Consider the following 17,609-nt stretch of genomic DNA (forward strand, 5'->3'; position numbering starts at 1 on the left):
CGTGATGGGCGGGAAGCTCATCACGGCCGGTGGTTTCCAGCTGCTCTAATACCAGACTTTTCGCCCGCCGACCGGACGGCCAACGGCTCCGAGAATCCACAAGATGACCCCGATCACCACCAGAATCCCACCGATGGTGTACAGGATCGATATGCCGGCGAAATAGCCGATCAACAAGAGGATGATGCCGAGCACGATCATGGTCAATCCGTTCGACGTAGGAAACCTCGCGGTCTGTCGCAGTAGGTAATTGCCAGATCCGTCGATATCCAAACGTGCGGACTTATCGTCCCCGCTAGCATCCTCGATCATGGCGGATCTGCACCGGCGGACGGTGTTGCTCGGAGCTGGAGCATTGGTCGGACTGCCCGGAGCAAACAGCCGTCGGTAGCGGCACTCAGTGACGGTGACCCGACCCAGCACGCCGAGTTGGCTAGTGCCGGACCGGCCTCACGCAGGCGGTGGCGGTGGCGGTGGCGGCGGCGGAGCGGGTGGCGGAAGCGTGATCGGTGGCAGCCCGGGGATCTCGATGACATTCGGCGGCGGGGGCGGCCCCAGCTCGTTGACCGTGGGCGGCGGGGGAATGTTGGGCGGCGGAATGTAGACCGGCGGTGGCACGTATCCCGTGCTGGTGTTGATGGTGACGATCGAGCCGGGAATGGTTCTGCCACTAGGGGTCGTGCCGACCACCGAGCCCCTGGTCGCGTTGTTGTTGACAGGTGTGGTCTTGTCGGCAACCTGGAAACCGGCCTCCTGCAGACGCTTACGTGCCTCGTCGACTTTCAGCCCCGTCACGCTCGGCACGTAGCTGCCCGGGCCACCGTCGACATAGCGCGAGTCGGTGGGCGGCAGTGCCACGGGGCCGAAACTGTCGGCGACGGGACTCATTGCGGCATACCAGGTCAGGGCCGGCTCGGTACCGCCGAACAGCGTGCCGTCGCCACATTTGCGCAATGGGTAGGAGCACAGGCCCGACGGAGACGAGGAGTCGTCGAAGATGTAGTTCGCGGCGGCGTACCGATTGGTGAAGCCGAGAAATCCCGAGGACCGGTGGGCCTCGGTCGTGCCGGTCTTGCCGGACATCGGAAGTTTCCAGCCGACCGAACTCGCTGCGCCGGTGGCGGTTCCACCCGAGTGGTCCTTGCCCAGCGCGTTGGCCAGTGTGTTGGCCAGGCCCTCGGGCACCGCCTGGTCACAGGGGACGGTCTCCACACCCACTTCACGGCCGTGCCGGTCGAAGATCTTGTCGATCGGGCTCGGCGGGCACCACGTGCCGCCCGAGGCCAGCGTCGCGCCCACATTCGCCAACTCGAGGGCGTTGAGTTCGAGCGGCCCGAGGGTGAAGGATCCGATGTTCTGCCGCTTGACGTAGTCGGCGATGCTCTCGTCTGCGTTCTCCCCGGACGGGTTGTAGGCGCGGGCGGAGCCAGGCTCGGCGTAGGACCGCAATCCCAGCCGGACCGCCATGTCCACCGCCCTCGGCACACCGATCTGTGAGATGAGTTTGGCAAAAGCGGTATTGGGGGATTGCGCGAGGGCGTCGGTGACGTTCAGCGGACTCTTGAAGGCCCGGGCATTGCGCACACACCAGGTTTCCCTTGGACATCCGGGAGTGTCGCTGCTGCCGAGCCCCTTACCCAGAAATGTTCCGGGAACGTCGAGCTGAGCGTTGATGCCCATGCCCATGTCCAGCGCGGCGGCGGTGGTGAATATCTTGAAGATCGACCCGGCGCCGTCGCCGACCAACGAGAACGGCTGCGGCTGCACGGTCTGGTTGGCATCGAGGTCGAGTCCGTAGGTGCGGCTGTCGCCCATCGCGATCACCCGGTGGGCATCCTTGCCCGGCGTGATCACGTTCATCACGCTCGCCACCCCGGTGGCGTTCGGGTCGGCGTATTTCTCCAGCGCCGCTTTGACGCTGTCCTGGACCTTGGGGTCCAGCGTGGTGCGAATCAGATATCCGTTGCGTGCGACGTCCTCCATGGTCAGGCCGGAGCGGGCCAGGTATTGCAGGACGTATTCGCAGAAGAAGGCGCGGTCGCCGGCGGCGATGCAGCCCTGTGGAAGGGGATCGGCCTGGGGGAGTACGCCCAGCGGCGCAGCCTTCGCAGCGCGCAGTTCCTCGGCCCGGTCCGGCAGATAGTCGATCAGGGTGTCGAGCACGAGGTTGCGACGTGCGAGGGCGCCGTCCGGATTGGTGTAGGGATTCAGTGCGCTCGTGGACCGCACCACGCCGGCCAGCAGGGCGGCTTGCGGCCAGGTGAGGTCTGCGGCGTCGACACCGAAGTAGGTGCGCGCCGCGTCCTGAACTCCGAAGGCGCCGTTGCCGAACGATACGAGGTTCAGATACCGGGCCAGGATCTCTCCCTTGGGGAGCGCCTTGTCCATTGCGAGCGCGATCCGGATCTCCCGCAGCTTGCGTGCGGGGCTGATCTCCACGGCCGCGCGGCGCTCGGCATCGGTTTTCGCGTTGACCAGAAGGTTGTAGTTCTTGACGTACTGCTGTTCGAGGGTTGACCCGCCGCGAACGTCCTCGATGCCGCGCATATAGCCGAGCAGGCCGTTCAGCGTGCCCTGAACATCCACCCCGTTGTGTTCGGCGAAGCGCTTGTCCTCCACCGACACGATCGCCAGCTTCATGGTGTCGGCGATCCGGTCGATGGGCACCACCCATCGACGTTGCTCGTACAGCCAGGCGATCGGTTGGCCCGAGGCATCCACCATGGTGGTGACGATCGGCGCATCACCTTCGAGGACTTGCGCCGAATCCTGTGCCACCGTGTCGGACAGTCGTGCCGTCATGATTCCGATACCGCCGACGACGGGGAACATCAAGGCCGCCGCGAGCAATCCGGCCAGCACACAGTGCATGGCCAGCTTGGCAACCGTAGACCGCGAACCCGCGGGCGGGCCGGACATGCCCTCTAGCCTAAAACGGTCGCCGGTCGGCGATATATGCATCGCACGCAACACGTTGGCTACGTTGTGATTTCAGATCTCCGAAATATCGAATTCGACGGGCAGCGGGCGGATGAGTCCCGCGGCCGCCCGTACTTCGCCATGCCGGTGCGCAACCGGCGCGACTACGCGTCGCTAACGATCGCTGCGGCTGCAGTTGGGATTGGCCGGCTTGGCGGGCCAGCTGCACACGTCGATGTATGTGGTGTTGTCGTACCCACCGCCGTCGAACACGCCATAGGCGTCGCCGTGGGTTCCGGTGTAGGTGGCACCGCCGCCTCCGCCGCCACCCGAGGTGATGATCGTGGTGACCGTCCACCCCTTGTTCTGCAGCGCGTTCTTGTACGCGGTCATCACGTCCGTCGGCGACCCGTTGACCTGATAGTGCAGGTGGATGCCGCCGTCGGCGATGTCGTCGGGCCCTCGGGTCTGCTGTACGTCGGCCGGCGTCGGCAACAGCGCCACCACCGATTCGCCGCCCGCGGCCGCGGTGGTGGTCGCCGGCGGGGGTGTCGTGGTCGTGGCAGCGGCCTTCTCGTTCACCGGACCGCATGCCGTGGCGGCCAGACCGATCGCGATCGCTCCGATGAGGCAGGTTGCGATGTGCTTCGTCATGGGCCCCCGTTCTTCTCGCCGCACCGTATCAACGCGGGCAGAGACGCTCGGACAATATTGACGCGATAAATGCCAGGTAGTTGCCGTCGCAACTACGCGCCGTGAGCGCGAGACCCTTTCACAGGTGGTGTCTGGCGAAGGCAAAGCCACGCCATAGGGAGCGATTCGTGACGGTGTCGTGCCCTAAATGTGACTGTTGCCGACCAATGTGTCCCAAGTGACTCCAGTGCAAACAGATGCACTGCACGTCGGACAGGGGAGGCCACCATGTCTGCGTACACAACGCTCGGCCGGCGACTCGGGTATGCGGCGTTGATCCTCGCGGGTCCGCTGGCGGTCCTGGCGGTGAGCAACGCGTCCGCGACAGCCGCGCCGCGGACCCCGCTGCCGACCGATGATCAGGCACCCTCGGTACCGTTCGATCCCGGCGCTTTGGTCAGCGCCATCGACGACTACGCATCCCTGCTGTCATTTCTGACCGGCGGGCGCAACGCCGCGCCGGCTGTCGGCGGGCCGGCCGGCACCGTCCAGCAGCCGGCCGGCAGCTATCCGATGATTCCCGGGGTGCCGATGCTTCCCGGGGAGCCGTGAACCCGATGCCCCCACCAACCGTGTATCCGACACAGCCCGATCCGGGCACGACCGATCAGGGAATGGAGTGAACCGCCGTGGACATCAGCCGCACAGTCGACACGCGCACCGCGCGGATCGCCCTCTCGCTGATCCGTTGCCCCATCAAGAGCCGGCGTTATCCGGCCAGTGAGGAGCGTCTGGTCACCCCACAGGAAGCGGCGCGACTAGCGGTCGAAGGCTACGTGCCCGACCGTTCCATCGCTCGAGCCACCACACCGCGTGCCGGGCGCTGACGCACCAGCTGTGGCCACCAGAACCAGCGGCCCATCAACGCCGCGATGGACGGCGTCATGAACGAGCGGATCACCAGGGTGTCGAACAGCAGGCCCAATCCGATCGTCGAACCGACCTGGGCCACCACGATCATCTCGCTGACCACCATCGACATCATGGTGAACGCGAACACCAGACCGGCCGCGGTCACCACCGACCCACTGCCACCCATGGCCCGGATGATGCCGGTGTTGATGCCGGCGGGCAGTTCCTCCTTGAGTCGCGCCACCAGCAGCAGGTTGTAATCCGCGCCGACGGCCAACAGCACGATCACCGCCATCGCCATCACCATGAAGTGCAGTTCGATCCCGAGCAGGTGCTGCCACACCAGGATCGACAACCCGAACGACGTGCCCAGTGAGACCAGCACCGTGCCGACGATCACCGCGGCGGCCACCAGGCTGCGCGTGATGATCAACATGATGATGAAGATCAGGCACAGGGCCGAGATGCCGGCGATGATCAGGTCGTAGTTGTTGCCTTCCTGCATGTCCTTGAAGGCCGAGGCGGTGCCGCCCATGTAGATCTTGGAGCCCTCCCACGGGGTGTTCTTCATGGCCTCCTTGGCGGCCAGCTTGATCCCGTCGATGAGCCCGATGCCTTCCGGCGTCAGCGGGTCACCTTGGTGAGAGATGATGAAGCGCACCGCTTTTCCGTCGGGGGAGATGAAGCTCTTCATGCCGCGCTTGAAGTCGGCGTTGTTGAAGATCTCCGGCGGCAGATAGAAGGTGTCGTCGTTCTTGGAGTCGTTGAATGCCGTACCCATGGCGGTCTGGTTCTCCTGCATCTCCGCCATCTGATCCTGCAGACCCTTCTGGGTCTGATACATGGTCAGCATCATCGTCTTCATGTTCCGCATGGTCTCGATCTGCGGCTGCATCATCGTCGCCATCTGCGGCATCAGCTCGTCGAGCCGGTGCATGTCGGGCATCAGTTGCTGGATGCTCTCGGTCATCGTGTCGACACCGTCGAGTCCGTCGAACACCGAGCGCATCGACCAGCACACCGGGATGTTGTAGCAGTGCGGTTCCCAGTACAGGTAGTTGCGCAGGGGGCGCAGGAAATCGTCGAAATCGGAGATGTGGTCTCGCAATTCGGCGATGTCGACGACCATCTGATCCATCTTGCCCACCATGCTGTGGGTGATGCCGCTCATCTCCTGCATCAGCACGATCATCTGATCCATCGTGTTGATCGTCTTCTGCATCTCGTCGGCCTGCAGCAGCATGTCGTCGGCGCGGTCGGTGAGGTACTTGCGGTTCATGGTCTGCATGACCCCGCCCATGCTCATCTGGGCCGGGATGGTGCTGAACTCCAGCGGTTCGCCCTGGGGGCGGGTGATGGCCTGAACGCTGCCGACGCCGGGCACCTCGAAGACCCGCTTGGCGATCCGGTCGATCACCAGGAAGTCCGCCGAATTGCGGACGTCGTGGTCCGTTTCGATCAGCAGCAACTCGGGATTCATCTTCGCTGCCGAGAAGTGCCGGTCGGCCGCGGCGTATCCCTCCTGCGCCGGTAGATCGGTGGGCAGGTAATTGCGGTCGTTGTAGTTGGTCCGATAGCCGGGCAGCGTGAGCAGTCCGACCAGCGACAGCAGGATGGTGCCGAGCAGCACCGGACCGGGCCAGCGGACCACGAATGCGCCCAGCCGCCGCCAGAATCGGATGCGCATGGCGCGTTTGGGTTCGAGGACCTTGCCGAACCGGCTGGCGACGGTGATGATCGCCGGTCCCAGCGTCAGCGCCGCAAGAACCGTGACCGTCATGCCGACGGCCATCGGAATGCCGAGGGTCTGGAAGTACGGCAGCCGGGTGAAATGCAGACACAGCGTGGCGCCGGCGATCGTCATGCCGGAACCGAGCACCACGTGCGCGGTTCCGTGGAACATCGTGTAATACGCCTGTTCTCGGTCCTCACCGACACTGCGGGCTTCCTGATATCGCCCGATAAGGAAGATCGCGTAGTCGGTGGCCGCGGCGATCGCGAGCGTAACCAACAGCTGTGTCGCGAAGGTCGAGAGACCGATCAGGTTGTGATAGCCCAGGAACGCGACGAAGCCGCGGGCGGCCGACAGCTCGACCACCACCATCGCCAGCACCAGGATCACCGTGATGATCGACCGGTACACCAGCAGCAGCATCGTGATGATGACGGCGAAGGTGACACCTTCGATGATCTTGACGCTGCGGTCGCCGGAGATCTGCTGATCGGCGGCCAGGGCGGTGGGCCCGGTGACATAGACCTTGAGGCCGGGCGGCGGGGACAGGTCCCTGATCAGGTTCTGGACCGCTTCCACCGATTCGTTGGCGAGCGCCTCACCCATGTTGCCGGCCAGGTACACCTGCACATAGGCGGCCTTGCCGTCATTGCTCTGGGCGCCGGCCTCGGTCAGCGGATCGCCCCAGAAATCCTGGACGTGTTCGACGTGCTTCTTGTCGGCTTCCAGCCGGTCGACCATGTCGTTGTAGAACCGGTGGGCGTCGTCATCGAGCTTGGCGCCGTCCCCCTGGGCCTCCAGCACGATCATCGCCGAGCTGTCGGAGTGGAACTCGTCGAACACCTTGCCGACGCGCTTCATCGCGATCACCGACGGCGCCTCTTCTGGGCTCATCGACACCGAGCGCATCTGACCCACCACCTCGAGTGGGGGAACGGTTGCGCTCAGAAACGCGAGGAGAGCGATCCAGCCGACAATCACCGGAACGGCGAATCGACGGATCCATCGAGCGATCCCCTTGTGGGGAGCTCTGGAATCGGCCATCAGGAACCCTTGGTGGTCGGTGGAGTGAGCACGATGCAGCGGTCGGGCATTGTGCGAAGGCTTACCTTACTACGTGGTGTCGTTTCACCCGTCTTACCAGACCGGGCACGGCGATGGGCTGCCAGCGGTCTCGAGCAGGCACTACACCCCGGCCGGCTCGGTCTCGTCGACACGGCCCAACCGCCACCCGCCCTCGCCGAGCAGTTCGAGGTGGGTGTTGTGGTGCCGGTGGACGGTGGTGCGGTGTGTGACGCTGACCAGCACGGTGTCGGGCAGCTCGCGTCGGACGAGGCTGTAGATCATGAACTCCAGCGGCTCGTCGAGCGCCGAGGTGGCCTCGTCGAGAAACACCACCTTGGGTTTGGTCAGAAGCAGCCTCGCGAATGCGACGCGTTGCTGTTCGCCGGGGGAGAGCACCTTGGCCCAGTCGCCGTCCTCGTCGAGCCGGTCGACATAGCGCGGCAGCGCGACCGCGAGCAGGGCGTCCTGCAGCACCGTGTCGGACAGCTCCCCGGGCTGGTGCGGATAGGACACCACGGTCCGCAGATCGCCCAGCGGGACATAGGGCACCTGCGACAGGTACAGCGTCTCGTTCTCGCCTTGCGGGCATCGCACCGTGCCCGAGGCATACGGCCACAGTTGGGCGATGCTGCGCAGCAGTGTGGTCTTGCCGGTGCCCGACTTCCCGGTGATGATCATCGCCTCGCCCGCGGTCAGCGACAGGCTGAGGTCGTCGATCAACTGCTCGCCGGCCGGGTTGCGTACCTCGACGTCGCCGAGTTCGACCAGGCTGGCGGAATCGGTGCCGAGGTCTGCCACGTCCAAGCTCGGTAGTGCGCGGCTCTGCTCATCGGCGGTGACCAGTCCGTGCAGCCGGATGATCGAGGCGCGGTAGCCCGCGAACGTGTCATAGGAATTGCGGAAGAACGACAACGCATCCTGGATGGCCCCGAACGCGGCCACCGACTGATTGACCGTGCCGAGCTGGATCTGGCCGGTGAACAATCGCGGCGCCTGCAGCACCCACGGCAGCGGAATGATGATGTGGTTCATCGACAGGTTCCAGCCGGTGAAGGCCATGGTCCGGTTGACGAAGTGTTTGTAGTTGGCGACGACGGCGGCGAAGCGTTCCCGCAATTGGGACCGCTCGACCTTCTCGCCGCGGTACAGCGCCACCGACTCGGCCGCGTCACGCAGGCGCACCAACGCGTAACGGAATGCGGCGTTGAACTTTTCGTTGTTGAACGACAGCCGGATCAAGGGCCGGCCCAGCGCGAACGCGATCACGGTGGCGAACGCGACGTAGACGAACACGGACCAGAACATCGCGCGCGGGATCTCGATGCCGAAGAGGCTGAGATCCCCAGAGAGGTTCCACAGGATCGAGGTGAACGAGATGACCGAGACGATCGAGGAGATGGCGCCGAAAGGCAGTGTGCCGTTGCTGGTCTGGTGCGGGGTATTGGGCTGCGGGCCTGACAGCGCGGTGAACACGTCGATGTCGGACTGGATGCGCTGATCGGGATTGTCGATGGTCTGGTCGATGAAGCGGGACCGGTAGTAGGCGCGGCCGTCGAGCCAGTCGCCGGTGAGCCGGTCGGTCAGCCAGGCGCGCCAGGCCAGCATGAACCGCTGCGTCATGAACAGGTCGACCAGAACCCGGGTGACCAGGATCGCGGCCAGCACCGAGAACGTGAGCAGCGAGATCCAAAAGCCCCGGATACCCGAGTCCTTCACCGCTTGGTTGCCGGTGGCCAAACCCTCGACGGCGACCTGGGCGGAGGTGAACAGGTCGTTGCCCTGATAACTGAACAGCACCGACAGCCGCACGCCGATGATCACCGACAACAACATCGCGGCCAGGGTCAGCCAGGGCTTGAGGCTGTGGCGCCCGGTGAAATAGCCGCCGGTGACGGTCCAGAACTGCCGGCCCCATGTGGTGAAGCGAGCGAGCAGGGTCAGCACCGCCAGGGTGCACAGCGCCGTGATGGTCCAGGCCTGGGCCAGCCACCACAGTGAGTGGAGTAGCTCGGAACTCCAGTCGATCGAGGGCGAGAACGGTTTGAGGTCATTCACGGGACATCCTCAGGATCTGCCGACTGGATTGCCAGACGTGTTTGCGTGAAGCTACCGCAGCCCTCGGGCCCGGTCTCAACGCAACACCGTGCGGCCGGCGAGTTCACCTCGGCGATAAATGGTCCAAACTTTGGTGTTATTGCCGAAGTGGCGCGCCAAGACCGGTGTTCGTCGGTAGTGTGGCTTTCGTCGGCAGTTGCCCTCACGATCGTCCGAATGGCAAGGAAATCTGTTGGTTCTCTACGAATTTCGTTGTGCGTCCGGTTGCGGCGTCACGAAGCAGATGTACTCGATGAGCGCGCGTCCCGACGTGATCGACTGCCCGAACTGCCTGGGGCCGGCGCGCCGGACCATCGCGGCGCCGAACCTGGGCCGCGGTGGCTCGACCGCCATGGCGCTTCAGGACGCAACCCGCGCCAGCGCCGATCATCCGGCGGTCACCACCGGTCCGCTGCCGGCCGGCAGGCGGCAGAAGGTCACCACCAATCCGCTCCACCAGAAGTTGCCCCGCCCCTGAAAGTCCTGAAGGAGGACCATGCCTGAAGTTGTGTTCCCACTCGACTCGACCAAGAAGTTCACCGATCAGGAGAAGCTGGGCCACAACCGGTGGCACCCCGACATCCCGGCCGCGGTGACGGTCAAGCAGGGGGACTCATTCCGGGTGCACTGTCGCGAGTGGTTCGACGGGGCGATCGTCAACGATGATTCGGCCGACGACATCCTCAACGCACCACTGACCACGGTGCACGTGCTCTCCGGCCCGATCGCCGTCGAGGGCGCCAAACCGGGCGACCTGCTGATCGTCGACATCCTCGACGTCGGCCCCATCCCGCAAGAGGATTCCGGGCCGCTGGCCGGCCAGGGCTGGGGCTACACCGGCATCTTCCCCAAGCTCAACGGCGGCGGATTCCTCACCGATCAGTTCCCCGACGCCTACAAGGCCATCTGGGACTTCTCCGGGCAGAAGGCCACCTCACGCCACGTGCCGCACGTCGAGTTCACCGGCATCGTCCACCCCGGGCTGATGGGCACCGCACCCTCGACCGGCCTGCTGGCGAAGTGGAACACCCGCGAGGCCGCGCTGATCGCCACCGACCCCGACCGGGTGCCGCCGCTGGCCCTGCCGCCCGAGCCACGCGATGCGATCCTCGGTGGGCTGACCGGCGACGCGTTCACCAAGGCTGCCGGCGAGGCCGCCCGCACCGCGCCTCCGCGGGAGAACGGCGGCAACCAGGACATCAAGAACCTGACCAAGGGCAGCCGGGTGTTCTATCCGGTGTACGTCGACGGGGCCAACCTCTCGGTCGGCGACCTGCACTTCTCCCAGGGCGACGGTGAGATCACCTTCTGCGGTGCCATCGAGATGGGCGGATTCATCGACCTGCGCGTCGATGTGATCCCCGGCGGCATGGAGACCTACGGTGTGAGCGAGAACGCAATTTTCATGCCCGGCAACACCGATCCGCAGTACTCCGAATGGCTGGCCTTCTCCGGCACTTCGGTCACCCTCGACGGTGAGCAGCGCTACCTCGACTCGCACTTGTCCTACCAGCGGGCCTGCCTGCATGCGATCGACTACCTGACCAAGTTCGGTTACAGCCCCGAGCAGGCTTATCTGCTGTTGGGTGCCGCGCCCATCGAAGGCCGCCTGTCCGGTGTCGTCGATATCCCGAATGCCTGTGCGACGGTGTACATCCCGACGGCGATCTTCGATTTCCCGGTCGCGCCGTCGACCACCGGACCGGTGAAGATCGACCCGGGTATGGGGGCCCCGCACTCGTCGTTCAACTGACGACGCCGGACACCGCTGGCGGCGGGCCGGGCCGCGGTCGAACTATCCTCGTCACCGAGGATCAGTTCAGACTCCAGATGTGCCCGCCCCCGTCCGGGGCGTGGTGCAACCGGAAAGGATCGCGCAATGACCCCGCCCCCTGGTGCCTCGCGCCTAGGCACCCGGTTCGGACCCTACGACCTGAAATCGCTGATCGGTGTCGGTGGCATGGGGGAGGTGTACCGCGCCTACGACACGGTCAAGGAACGCACGGTGGCGGTCAAGCTGCTGCGCACCGAGATCGCCGCGGACGCGAGCTTTCAGGAGCGATTCCGGCGGGAGTCCCGGGTGGCGGCGCGGTTACAGGAACCCCACGTCATCCCGGTGCACGATTTCGGCGAGATCGACGGCGTGCTGTACATCGACATGCGCCTCGTCGAGGGTGCCAGCGTCAAGGAGCTGTTGCGGACCAACGGCCCGCTCACCCCGGAGCGGGCCACCGGGATCGTCGCGCAGGTGGCCTCCGCGTTGGACGCCGCGCACGCCGACGGGCTGGTCCACCGCGACATCAAGCCGGAGAACGTGCTGCTGACACCCGATGACTTCGCCTACCTGGTGGACTTCGGCATCGCGCACGTCGGGGGCGAGGCCAGCGTCACGATGACCGGCGTGCTGATCGGGTCGAGCGCCTACATGGCCCCCGAGCGGTTCTCCGGTGGCCCGGTCGGTGGTGAACCGCAGGCGTCCGTCAGACAGTTTTTCTTTCAACACCTTGCGCAGGCCTGTCTCTGTCTCATAGACACAACTAGTTGTGTATAAGAGACCCCCGCCACAACCGCCGGGCACCCGCGAGTTCTCGTCGATCTACCCGAACCCGGACCACACCGGTTACACCCCGTATCTGCCGCCGGCACCGCCTCCGGCGCCGGCATCGCCCACCCCGGCGCGCAAGCCGCGGTTCACCCGGGCCCAGTTGACCCTGACCCTGGTGACGGTGGGACTGTTCGGGATCGCCGCCGTGCTGGCCGCGATGCTGGCCAGCGGCGGCGACAGTGCCTCCACCCGCGAGACGCTGACCACGCCGACTGCGCCCGGCGCGAGTTCCGAAGCGCCGACGACGACCACGACGGCCGGGTCGGCGACCGCGAACGTCAGCGGCACCGACGAGCAGGGCTTCATCGACCACACCGCCCGCTGTCCCGTGGGCAGCACCCCGGCCGCGGTGATCCGGACCGCGTCGTCACTGGCGGTGATCTGCCAGACCGGCCCCGACAGCTTCTCCTACCGCGGTGAGCGGCTCAGCGACGGTGCCAATCTCCAGATCCCCACCGCCGAGCGGTCCGGCAACGGCTTCGTTGCCGTCAACCCCGCCGATGGCGCGCGCTACGAGGTCGGGCCCGACGGCCTCACCATCATGAGCTACGGCAAGGTCGATTCATCCGAGCCGCCACTGGAATACGGCGAGCGCTGACTCCGTCTCGACGAAAGACCCTGTCGGGAAGCTGTTTTCACGCGTGGGCACTCGCCGGGGCGTAGACCGCCACCGGGATGGTCTTGCCCTTGAGGGTCAGTCCCGGCCGGGGCACGAAACCGCCCCGGTCTCCGGTGAGTTGACTCAGGGTGGCGCCGGTGAGCAGCACGGTGTCGCCGGTCTGGCGGGTCGCGGTTTCGACCCGGGCCGCGATGTTGACCGCATCGCCGATCACCGAGAACTCCAAACGACCTGCGCCACCGACATTTCCAGCCACCACCGGTCCAGAATTGAGGCCGACGCCCACCGTCAGGCTGCCGCTGAACTCCTCGTGCACCGCCTCGGCGATCTTCAGCGCGGCACCCAGTGCGTCGTCGGCATGACGGTCCTGGCGCCGGGGTGCCCCGAAGACCGCCATCAGCCCGTCGCCGGCGTATTTGTCGACGTGGCCGCCGTGGTCGTGCACGATCGGGACGATCCGCTCGAACAGCCGGTTCAGGGTCGTGACCACCTCGGTCGGCTCCAGGCGCTCGGCGAGGGTGGTGAATCCGCGGATGTCGACGAACATCAGCGTGACATCCAGCTCCTGTGCTTCCAGCGACCCGGCGGCGCACAGAATATGTTCGGCCACATCGCGATCCACATACGTGCCGAAGGTGTCGCGGATGCGCTCACGTTCGGCCAGGCCCGCGGTCATCGTGTTGAATCCGGCCTGCAGCCGCCCGATCTCGCTGGCGTCGTCGACCTCGACCCGCGCGCTGAAATCGCCCGCCTGCACCTGGGCCAGGGCGCGGCGCAGCGCGGTGACCCGTTCGGTGACCGACCGGATGGCGATCAGGATCGCGAACAGCCCCACCACGATCGCCACGGCCACCAGGATCAGAATGGCCGCGAAGGTGCGCTGTGCCCGGAAGCCGACGTCGGCCAGGTAACCGACCGCCAGCACCGCGATGCCGAACAGCGGAACGCCCGTGGCCAGCAGCCATGCCATCACCAGCCTGCGCCCGATCGTCGGCCCGAATCGCCGGTCGGGGGTCGCGCCGTCGAGGGCGCGCGCCGACACCGGCCGCATGACCCGCTCGACGATCAGGTACCAGACCGCGCTCGTCGAGATCCCGCCGAGTGCCACGACACTGAAGATGTACACCGCGGTGGACACCTGCTGAGTGAGCGCCAGCGACCCGAAGATCACCGCGCCGACGCCCCACACGGCGGCCGACAACCGCACCGCCTCACCCGAGGCACCCAGCGTCATCCGCTGTTCGTCCGGTGTGGGCGGGCGGTCCTCGCTGAGCCAGGCCGTGCTGGCGGCGAACCGCAGCCGCCGCACCCGCAGCATCACCGGGACCGTGACCGCCAGGAACAGGATGAGCACGGTGCCGCCGCGCATCAGCAGCCGTTGTGTGTCTGCCGGTCCCAACACGATCGGGGCGGCGAAGGCCAGGAAGGTGCCGACGATCACGCCACCACCCGCGCTGACCACGGCAGCGCCCCACACCCAGCGCTTGAACGTCAGGTCTCGAAGCTCGGCCCCGGCATTGGCGGTGGCGTCCATGGTCAAAGCGTGCGGGCGCAGGGTGAGTGCTCGATAGGGTAGTCGGCTACCTGTTTCCGCCTGCACGCGCGAAGCCGATGGGTACCCCAACCGGCCCACTAGGCTGGAACCGGACGCACGAACGGAAAACAAGGGGACGCTGATGTTGGTAGTGCACGGTTATGACGGGTCGCTCGCCGCCAACGCGGCGATCAGCAGCGGCGCCAAGCTGTTCCCGGCCGCCGATGCGGTGATCGTCTATCTGTGCACGCCGCCGTTCGGCAGCAAGGGATTGCGGGCCCGGTTGCGGCATTCGGCGCGCAACGTCGACGAGTTGATCGACCTCGTCGACAGCGAGAGCGAGGGCGAGGCCGCCCGGTTGGTCGACACCGGGGTGGTGCTGGCACGGGCCGCGGGCTGGAACCCGCAGCCGCTGGTCAAACGCACCTGGGCCGGCGAGGGGCTGGGTCTGGCGCAGGTCGCCGAGCAGCTCCAGCCCGACGTGTTGATCGTCGGTGCGCGCGGTATCGGCGCGACCGACTCGAAGCTGGGCAGCGTGTCGGATCTGGTGGTGCACCACTCACCCCGCGCCGTGCTGGTGGTGTCGCAGACCATGATCTCGGCCGAGTACGAGGCGGTGGCGCACGGCCCGGTCGTGGTCGGAGTCGACGGCTCCGCGGGTTCGGACCGGGCGTTGGCAGCGGCCCGCGAACTGTTCAAGGACCGGGAGGTGATCTCGGTCGCGGTGGATGACGGCAACCCGGCCGAGGATGGCGAGGTGGAGGCGGCCCAGCGCGTACGCCGATTCCGCGGGTCCGGCGCGGGGGCCACGGCGGACGCGCTGGTGGCTTTTGCTGAAGATCAGCGGGCCGGTGTCGTGGTGGTGGGCTCGCGCGGCCGGTCGGCGCTGAAGAAGGTGCTGCTGGGCAGCGTTGCCGCGGCGACGCTGCAGCGCACGTTCCGGCCGGTCCTGGTGGTGCCGGGCGGGTAGCGCCGAGCGCTCGTGACTTTCCGCGCCGGTGGGCGTGGTCCGGGCATATCGAGGCGGTAACAGATCGATCGCGATCGTTGCTGGCAAATCCCATGAGCCTCTCTGGCAACTATTGTCACAGTGAATGCGCTCCGGGGGTACAGCGCCGATCCGTTACCGCGTAAGCCCGAAAGGTGCGTCATGCCGGCTTTTCGTCGACTGGTGACCTCGGTGTCCGTCTCGGCCCTCGTTCTGGCGGGCTGCCAGATAGGTGCTCCCAGGGCGCTCGCCGACCCGTGTTCGGTCCCGACGGGGGCGGCGGCGCGCTCGGTCACGCCGTCCCTGCCGATCCTGCATCTGCCCATCGGTCGCAAGCCGGTCAGCACCGCGAGCACTCCCGAGGCGGCCAAGGACACCGCCGTCGCCCCCAACACCGCGGCCCGCGCCCGGCGGCGAGCCAGGTCGGCTGGATCACCGGGCCCAACACCGACAGCTATTCACGTTTCGGTATCTCCGGGGCCGATCTCGGCATCGTCTGGGACAACGGCCAGGCCGGTGCCAACAACCAGGTGCTCGTCGCATTCGGCGACACCTTCGGCAATTGCGGTGTCCCCGACCAGGAATGGCGTAAGAACACGCTGTTCCGCAGCTCTGACCGCAACCTGGCCGACGGTATGACGGTGCCGAACCCGGTGCCGGGCAACGTCTACGCCGGCTCGCCCGTGGACGCCGCGCGGCCGAACTTCTCCCGGCAGGTGATCAGGAGCCTGGGCCTGGCGGCCACCGAGGTCACCATCATCCCCACCGCCGGAATATCGGTCGGCACAACCCAATACGTCAACTTCATGTCGGTCAGTCAGTGGGGATCGGCTGGACAGTGGTCGACGAACTTCTCGGCAGTCGCAGTGTCGGCGGACAACGGCGAAACCTGGACGGTGCCCGTCACCAGCATCCGGCCCAGTTGGTTCAACACCGTGCCCGGTGTGGCATTCACCTGGGGCGACCAGAACTTCCAGATGGGTGCCTACGTCCGCTCGGGCGGCTACGTGTACGCCTACGGCACCGGCGCGGGCCGCGGCGGCATGCCGTTCCTGTCCCGGGTGGTCGAGAGCGCGGTGGCCGACAAATCGGCCTACGAGTACTACACGCCGTTCGGCTGGCTCAAAGGCTTTCCGTTCCTGGCCGTGCAGGTGGTGTGGGCACCGGGCAGTGAGATGTCGGTGTCCTGGAACGACTACCTGAAGAAGTTCGTGATGCTCTACACCAACACCACCTCGGCGGTGGTGATGCGCACCGCCGACAAACCCGAAGGGCCGTGGAGCCAGGCCAAGACCATCGTGAGCACGACGGCGATACCTGGTGGCATCTACGCGCCCTACATCCACCCATGGTCCAGTGGCAGCGACCTGTATTTCACGCTGTCACGCTGGTCGGACTACAGCGTCATGCTGATGCGCACGACGCTGAGCACCGGAACCTAGCTCGGCCGTCCCGTCCGCGCCGCCGCGCGTTCGGCCGCACGGGAATGCTCGGCAGCCGAGACCACCACCGCGTCGGGGCCGGGATACACCGTCGCCTTGTGGCCGGTGACCAACCACCGCACCACATAGGGCGGTGACCCGTCCTCGGTGCGCACTTCGAGTATCTCGGCGTGCTGTTCGTGTTGATCGGTGGTGGTGCCCTTGACCACCAGGAAATCGCCGACGTGCGCCTTCATCGTCCGCTCCCTTCGCCGTACCCGGCGGACACTTCTATCGTGCGCGCGCCGGGCCGTCGAAGGAACCCGTGGAGGGCGTGGAAGTGCTTATCCCGCTGTCTTGCCCGCGTCGACGATGTACACCGCGCCGTGCACCGCGGCGGCGTCGTCGCTGGCCAAAAACGCGATGGTCTTGGCGACATCGGCCACGTCCATCATTCCGCGGGGCGCGGCGATCCGCAGGATCAGATTCCAGTCGGCGTCCTCGGGTGCGGCGAACTCGGTGGTCTGCGGGGTGAGCATGCCGCCCGGGCACACCGCGTTGACACGGAGGCGCTCCGAGGTGAACTCGATGGCCAGCGCGCGGGTGAGTCCGACGAGTCCGTGCTTGGCCGCACAGTAGCCCGCCGAGTAGACCTCACCCTCGATACCGGCGATGGAGGCGACGTTGACGATGTTGCCGCCGGCCTCCAGCAGATGGGGCAGGGCTGCGCGGCACAGGAAGAACGGCCCGTTGAGGTTGACGGCGAGATCCTTGTCCCACTCTTCGTCGGTCACCGACACGGTGTGGCGCATCTGGTGGAATCCCGCCACGTTGATCAGCGCGTCGAGGCGGCCGAATTTCTCGACACACTGCGCCACCGCGTCGCGGCACGCCTCCGAGGAGGAGATGTCCACCGAGGCGTAGGCGCCGCCGGGGACGTCCTCGAACACCGTCGCCATTCGTTCGGCGTCGCGGGCCACACCGAACACCGAGGCCCCGCGGGCGGCGAACAATTGGGCGACCGCCGCGCCGAGACCCGATGAGGCACCGGTGACCAACGCGACCTTTCCATCCAGAGCAGTCATGG

General features: G+C 66.3%; 13 protein-coding genes and 1 pseudogene. 6 read left to right on the forward strand and 8 right to left on the reverse strand.

Going from position 1 to position 17,609, the window contains the following annotated elements; all coding sequences use genetic code 11:
• Positions 1-45: 45 nt before the first annotated feature.
• The 3 genes from BN2156_RS30845 to BN2156_RS02490 form a co-directional block, all read right to left on the reverse strand.
• Positions 46-201, reverse strand: coding sequence for a hypothetical protein (locus BN2156_RS30845; RefSeq protein ID WP_090509875.1), 156 nt, complete (start codon positions 199-201; stop codon positions 46-48).
• 249 nt (positions 202-450) lie between these two features.
• Complete coding sequence (gene ponA2 / locus BN2156_RS02485) at positions 451-2,919, reverse strand: transglycosylase/D,D-transpeptidase PonA2 (RefSeq protein WP_159402813.1); 2,469 nt, start codon at positions 2,917-2,919, stop codon at positions 451-453.
• Between the two features lie 174 nt (positions 2,920-3,093).
• Positions 3,094-3,573 (reverse strand): hypothetical protein, encoded by a 480-nt coding sequence (locus BN2156_RS02490; RefSeq protein WP_090509877.1) that lies wholly within the window; start codon positions 3,571-3,573, stop codon positions 3,094-3,096.
• 267 nt (positions 3,574-3,840) lie between these two features.
• Here BN2156_RS02490 and BN2156_RS02495 point away from each other — a divergent pair, with 267 nt between their 5' ends.
• On the forward strand, positions 3,841-4,164 hold the full coding sequence (locus BN2156_RS02495; protein WP_090509879.1) for a hypothetical protein: 324 nt from the start codon (positions 3,841-3,843) through the stop codon (positions 4,162-4,164).
• Positions 4,165-4,384: 220 nt separating this feature from the next.
• On the opposite strand, the gene BN2156_RS02505 is transcribed toward BN2156_RS02495, so the two are convergent.
• Entirely contained in the window at positions 4,385-7,240 is a 2,856-nt protein-coding gene (locus tag BN2156_RS02505) for an MMPL/RND family transporter (protein WP_090509883.1), read from the reverse strand.
• Positions 7,241-7,381: 141 nt separating this feature from the next.
• Complete coding sequence (locus tag BN2156_RS02510) at positions 7,382-9,316, reverse strand: ABC transporter ATP-binding protein/permease (RefSeq protein WP_090509885.1); 1,935 nt, start codon at positions 9,314-9,316, stop codon at positions 7,382-7,384.
• A gap of 292 nt (positions 9,317-9,608) precedes the next feature.
• Between BN2156_RS02510 and BN2156_RS02515 the strand changes: the two genes are divergently transcribed.
• The 3 genes and pseudogenes from BN2156_RS02515 (at position 9,609) to BN2156_RS02525 (ending at position 12,558) form a co-directional block, all read left to right on the forward strand.
• A complete protein-coding gene (locus BN2156_RS02515) occupies positions 9,609-9,833 on the forward strand; it encodes a zinc ribbon domain-containing protein (RefSeq protein WP_162490716.1) in 225 nt (74 codons plus the stop codon).
• A gap of 18 nt (positions 9,834-9,851) precedes the next feature.
• The gene (fmdA, locus tag BN2156_RS02520) at positions 9,852-11,108 is read left to right on the forward strand and encodes a formamidase (protein ID WP_090509888.1); all 1,257 of its coding nucleotides are present in this window, start codon (positions 9,852-9,854) and stop codon (positions 11,106-11,108) included.
• A gap of 126 nt (positions 11,109-11,234) precedes the next feature.
• Positions 11,235-12,558: pseudogene (locus tag BN2156_RS02525) on the forward strand (serine/threonine-protein kinase).
• Between the two features lie 37 nt (positions 12,559-12,595).
• Here the strand turns inward: BN2156_RS02525 and BN2156_RS02530 are convergent.
• Complete coding sequence (locus BN2156_RS02530; RefSeq protein ID WP_090509890.1) at positions 12,596-14,113, reverse strand: adenylate/guanylate cyclase domain-containing protein; 1,518 nt, start codon at positions 14,111-14,113, stop codon at positions 12,596-12,598.
• 142 nt (positions 14,114-14,255) lie between these two features.
• Here BN2156_RS02530 and BN2156_RS02535 point away from each other — a divergent pair, with 142 nt between their 5' ends.
• Positions 14,256-15,083, forward strand: a complete 828-nt coding sequence (locus BN2156_RS02535; protein ID WP_090509891.1) for a universal stress protein — start codon at positions 14,256-14,258, stop codon at positions 15,081-15,083.
• 275 nt (positions 15,084-15,358) lie between these two features.
• Positions 15,359-16,543: a glycoside hydrolase family 183 protein gene (locus BN2156_RS02540; RefSeq protein ID WP_235625188.1), complete on the forward strand. Its 1,185-nt coding sequence runs from the start codon at positions 15,359-15,361 to the stop codon at positions 16,541-16,543.
• Here the strand turns inward: BN2156_RS02540 and BN2156_RS02545 are convergent.
• On the reverse strand, positions 16,540-16,779 hold the full coding sequence (locus tag BN2156_RS02545) for a DUF1918 domain-containing protein (protein ID WP_090509894.1): 240 nt from the start codon (positions 16,777-16,779) through the stop codon (positions 16,540-16,542). The genes BN2156_RS02540 and BN2156_RS02545 overlap by 4 nt on opposite strands.
• Before the next feature lie 87 nt (positions 16,780-16,866).
• On the reverse strand, positions 16,867-17,607 hold the full coding sequence (locus tag BN2156_RS02550; RefSeq protein WP_090509896.1) for an SDR family NAD(P)-dependent oxidoreductase: 741 nt from the start codon (positions 17,605-17,607) through the stop codon (positions 16,867-16,869).
• Positions 17,608-17,609 lie beyond the last annotated feature (2 nt).

The organism is Mycolicibacterium neworleansense (assembly GCF_001245615.1).
Taxonomy (GTDB): Bacteria; Actinomycetota; Actinomycetes; order Mycobacteriales; family Mycobacteriaceae; genus Mycobacterium; species Mycobacterium neworleansense.

Bases quoted from the DNA above. Each gene is read 5' to 3' on its own strand.
- BN2156_RS30845 (WP_090509875.1), bottom strand. From the start codon at position 201: ATGATCGTGCTCGGCATCATCCTCTTGTTGATCGGCTATTTCGCCGGC.
- ponA2 (WP_159402813.1), bottom strand. From the start codon at position 2,919: ATGTCCGGCCCGCCCGCGGGTTCGCGGTCTACGGTTGCCAAGCTGGCC.
- BN2156_RS02490 (WP_090509877.1), bottom strand. From the start codon at position 3,573: ATGACGAAGCACATCGCAACCTGCCTCATCGGAGCGATCGCGATCGGT.
- BN2156_RS02495 (WP_090509879.1), top strand. From the start codon at position 3,841: ATGTCTGCGTACACAACGCTCGGCCGGCGACTCGGGTATGCGGCGTTG.
- BN2156_RS02505 (WP_090509883.1), bottom strand. From the start codon at position 7,240: ATGGCCGATTCCAGAGCTCCCCACAAGGGGATCGCTCGATGGATCCGT.
- BN2156_RS02515 (WP_162490716.1), top strand. From the start codon at position 9,609: ATGAGCGCGCGTCCCGACGTGATCGACTGCCCGAACTGCCTGGGGCCG.
- fmdA (WP_090509888.1), top strand. From the start codon at position 9,852: ATGCCTGAAGTTGTGTTCCCACTCGACTCGACCAAGAAGTTCACCGAT.
- BN2156_RS02530 (WP_090509890.1), bottom strand. From the start codon at position 14,113: ATGGACGCCACCGCCAATGCCGGGGCCGAGCTTCGAGACCTGACGTTC.
- BN2156_RS02535 (WP_090509891.1), top strand. From the start codon at position 14,256: ATGTTGGTAGTGCACGGTTATGACGGGTCGCTCGCCGCCAACGCGGCG.
- BN2156_RS02545 (WP_090509894.1), bottom strand. From the start codon at position 16,779: ATGAAGGCGCACGTCGGCGATTTCCTGGTGGTCAAGGGCACCACCACC.
- BN2156_RS02550 (WP_090509896.1), bottom strand. From the start codon at position 17,607: ATGACTGCTCTGGATGGAAAGGTCGCGTTGGTCACCGGTGCCTCATCG.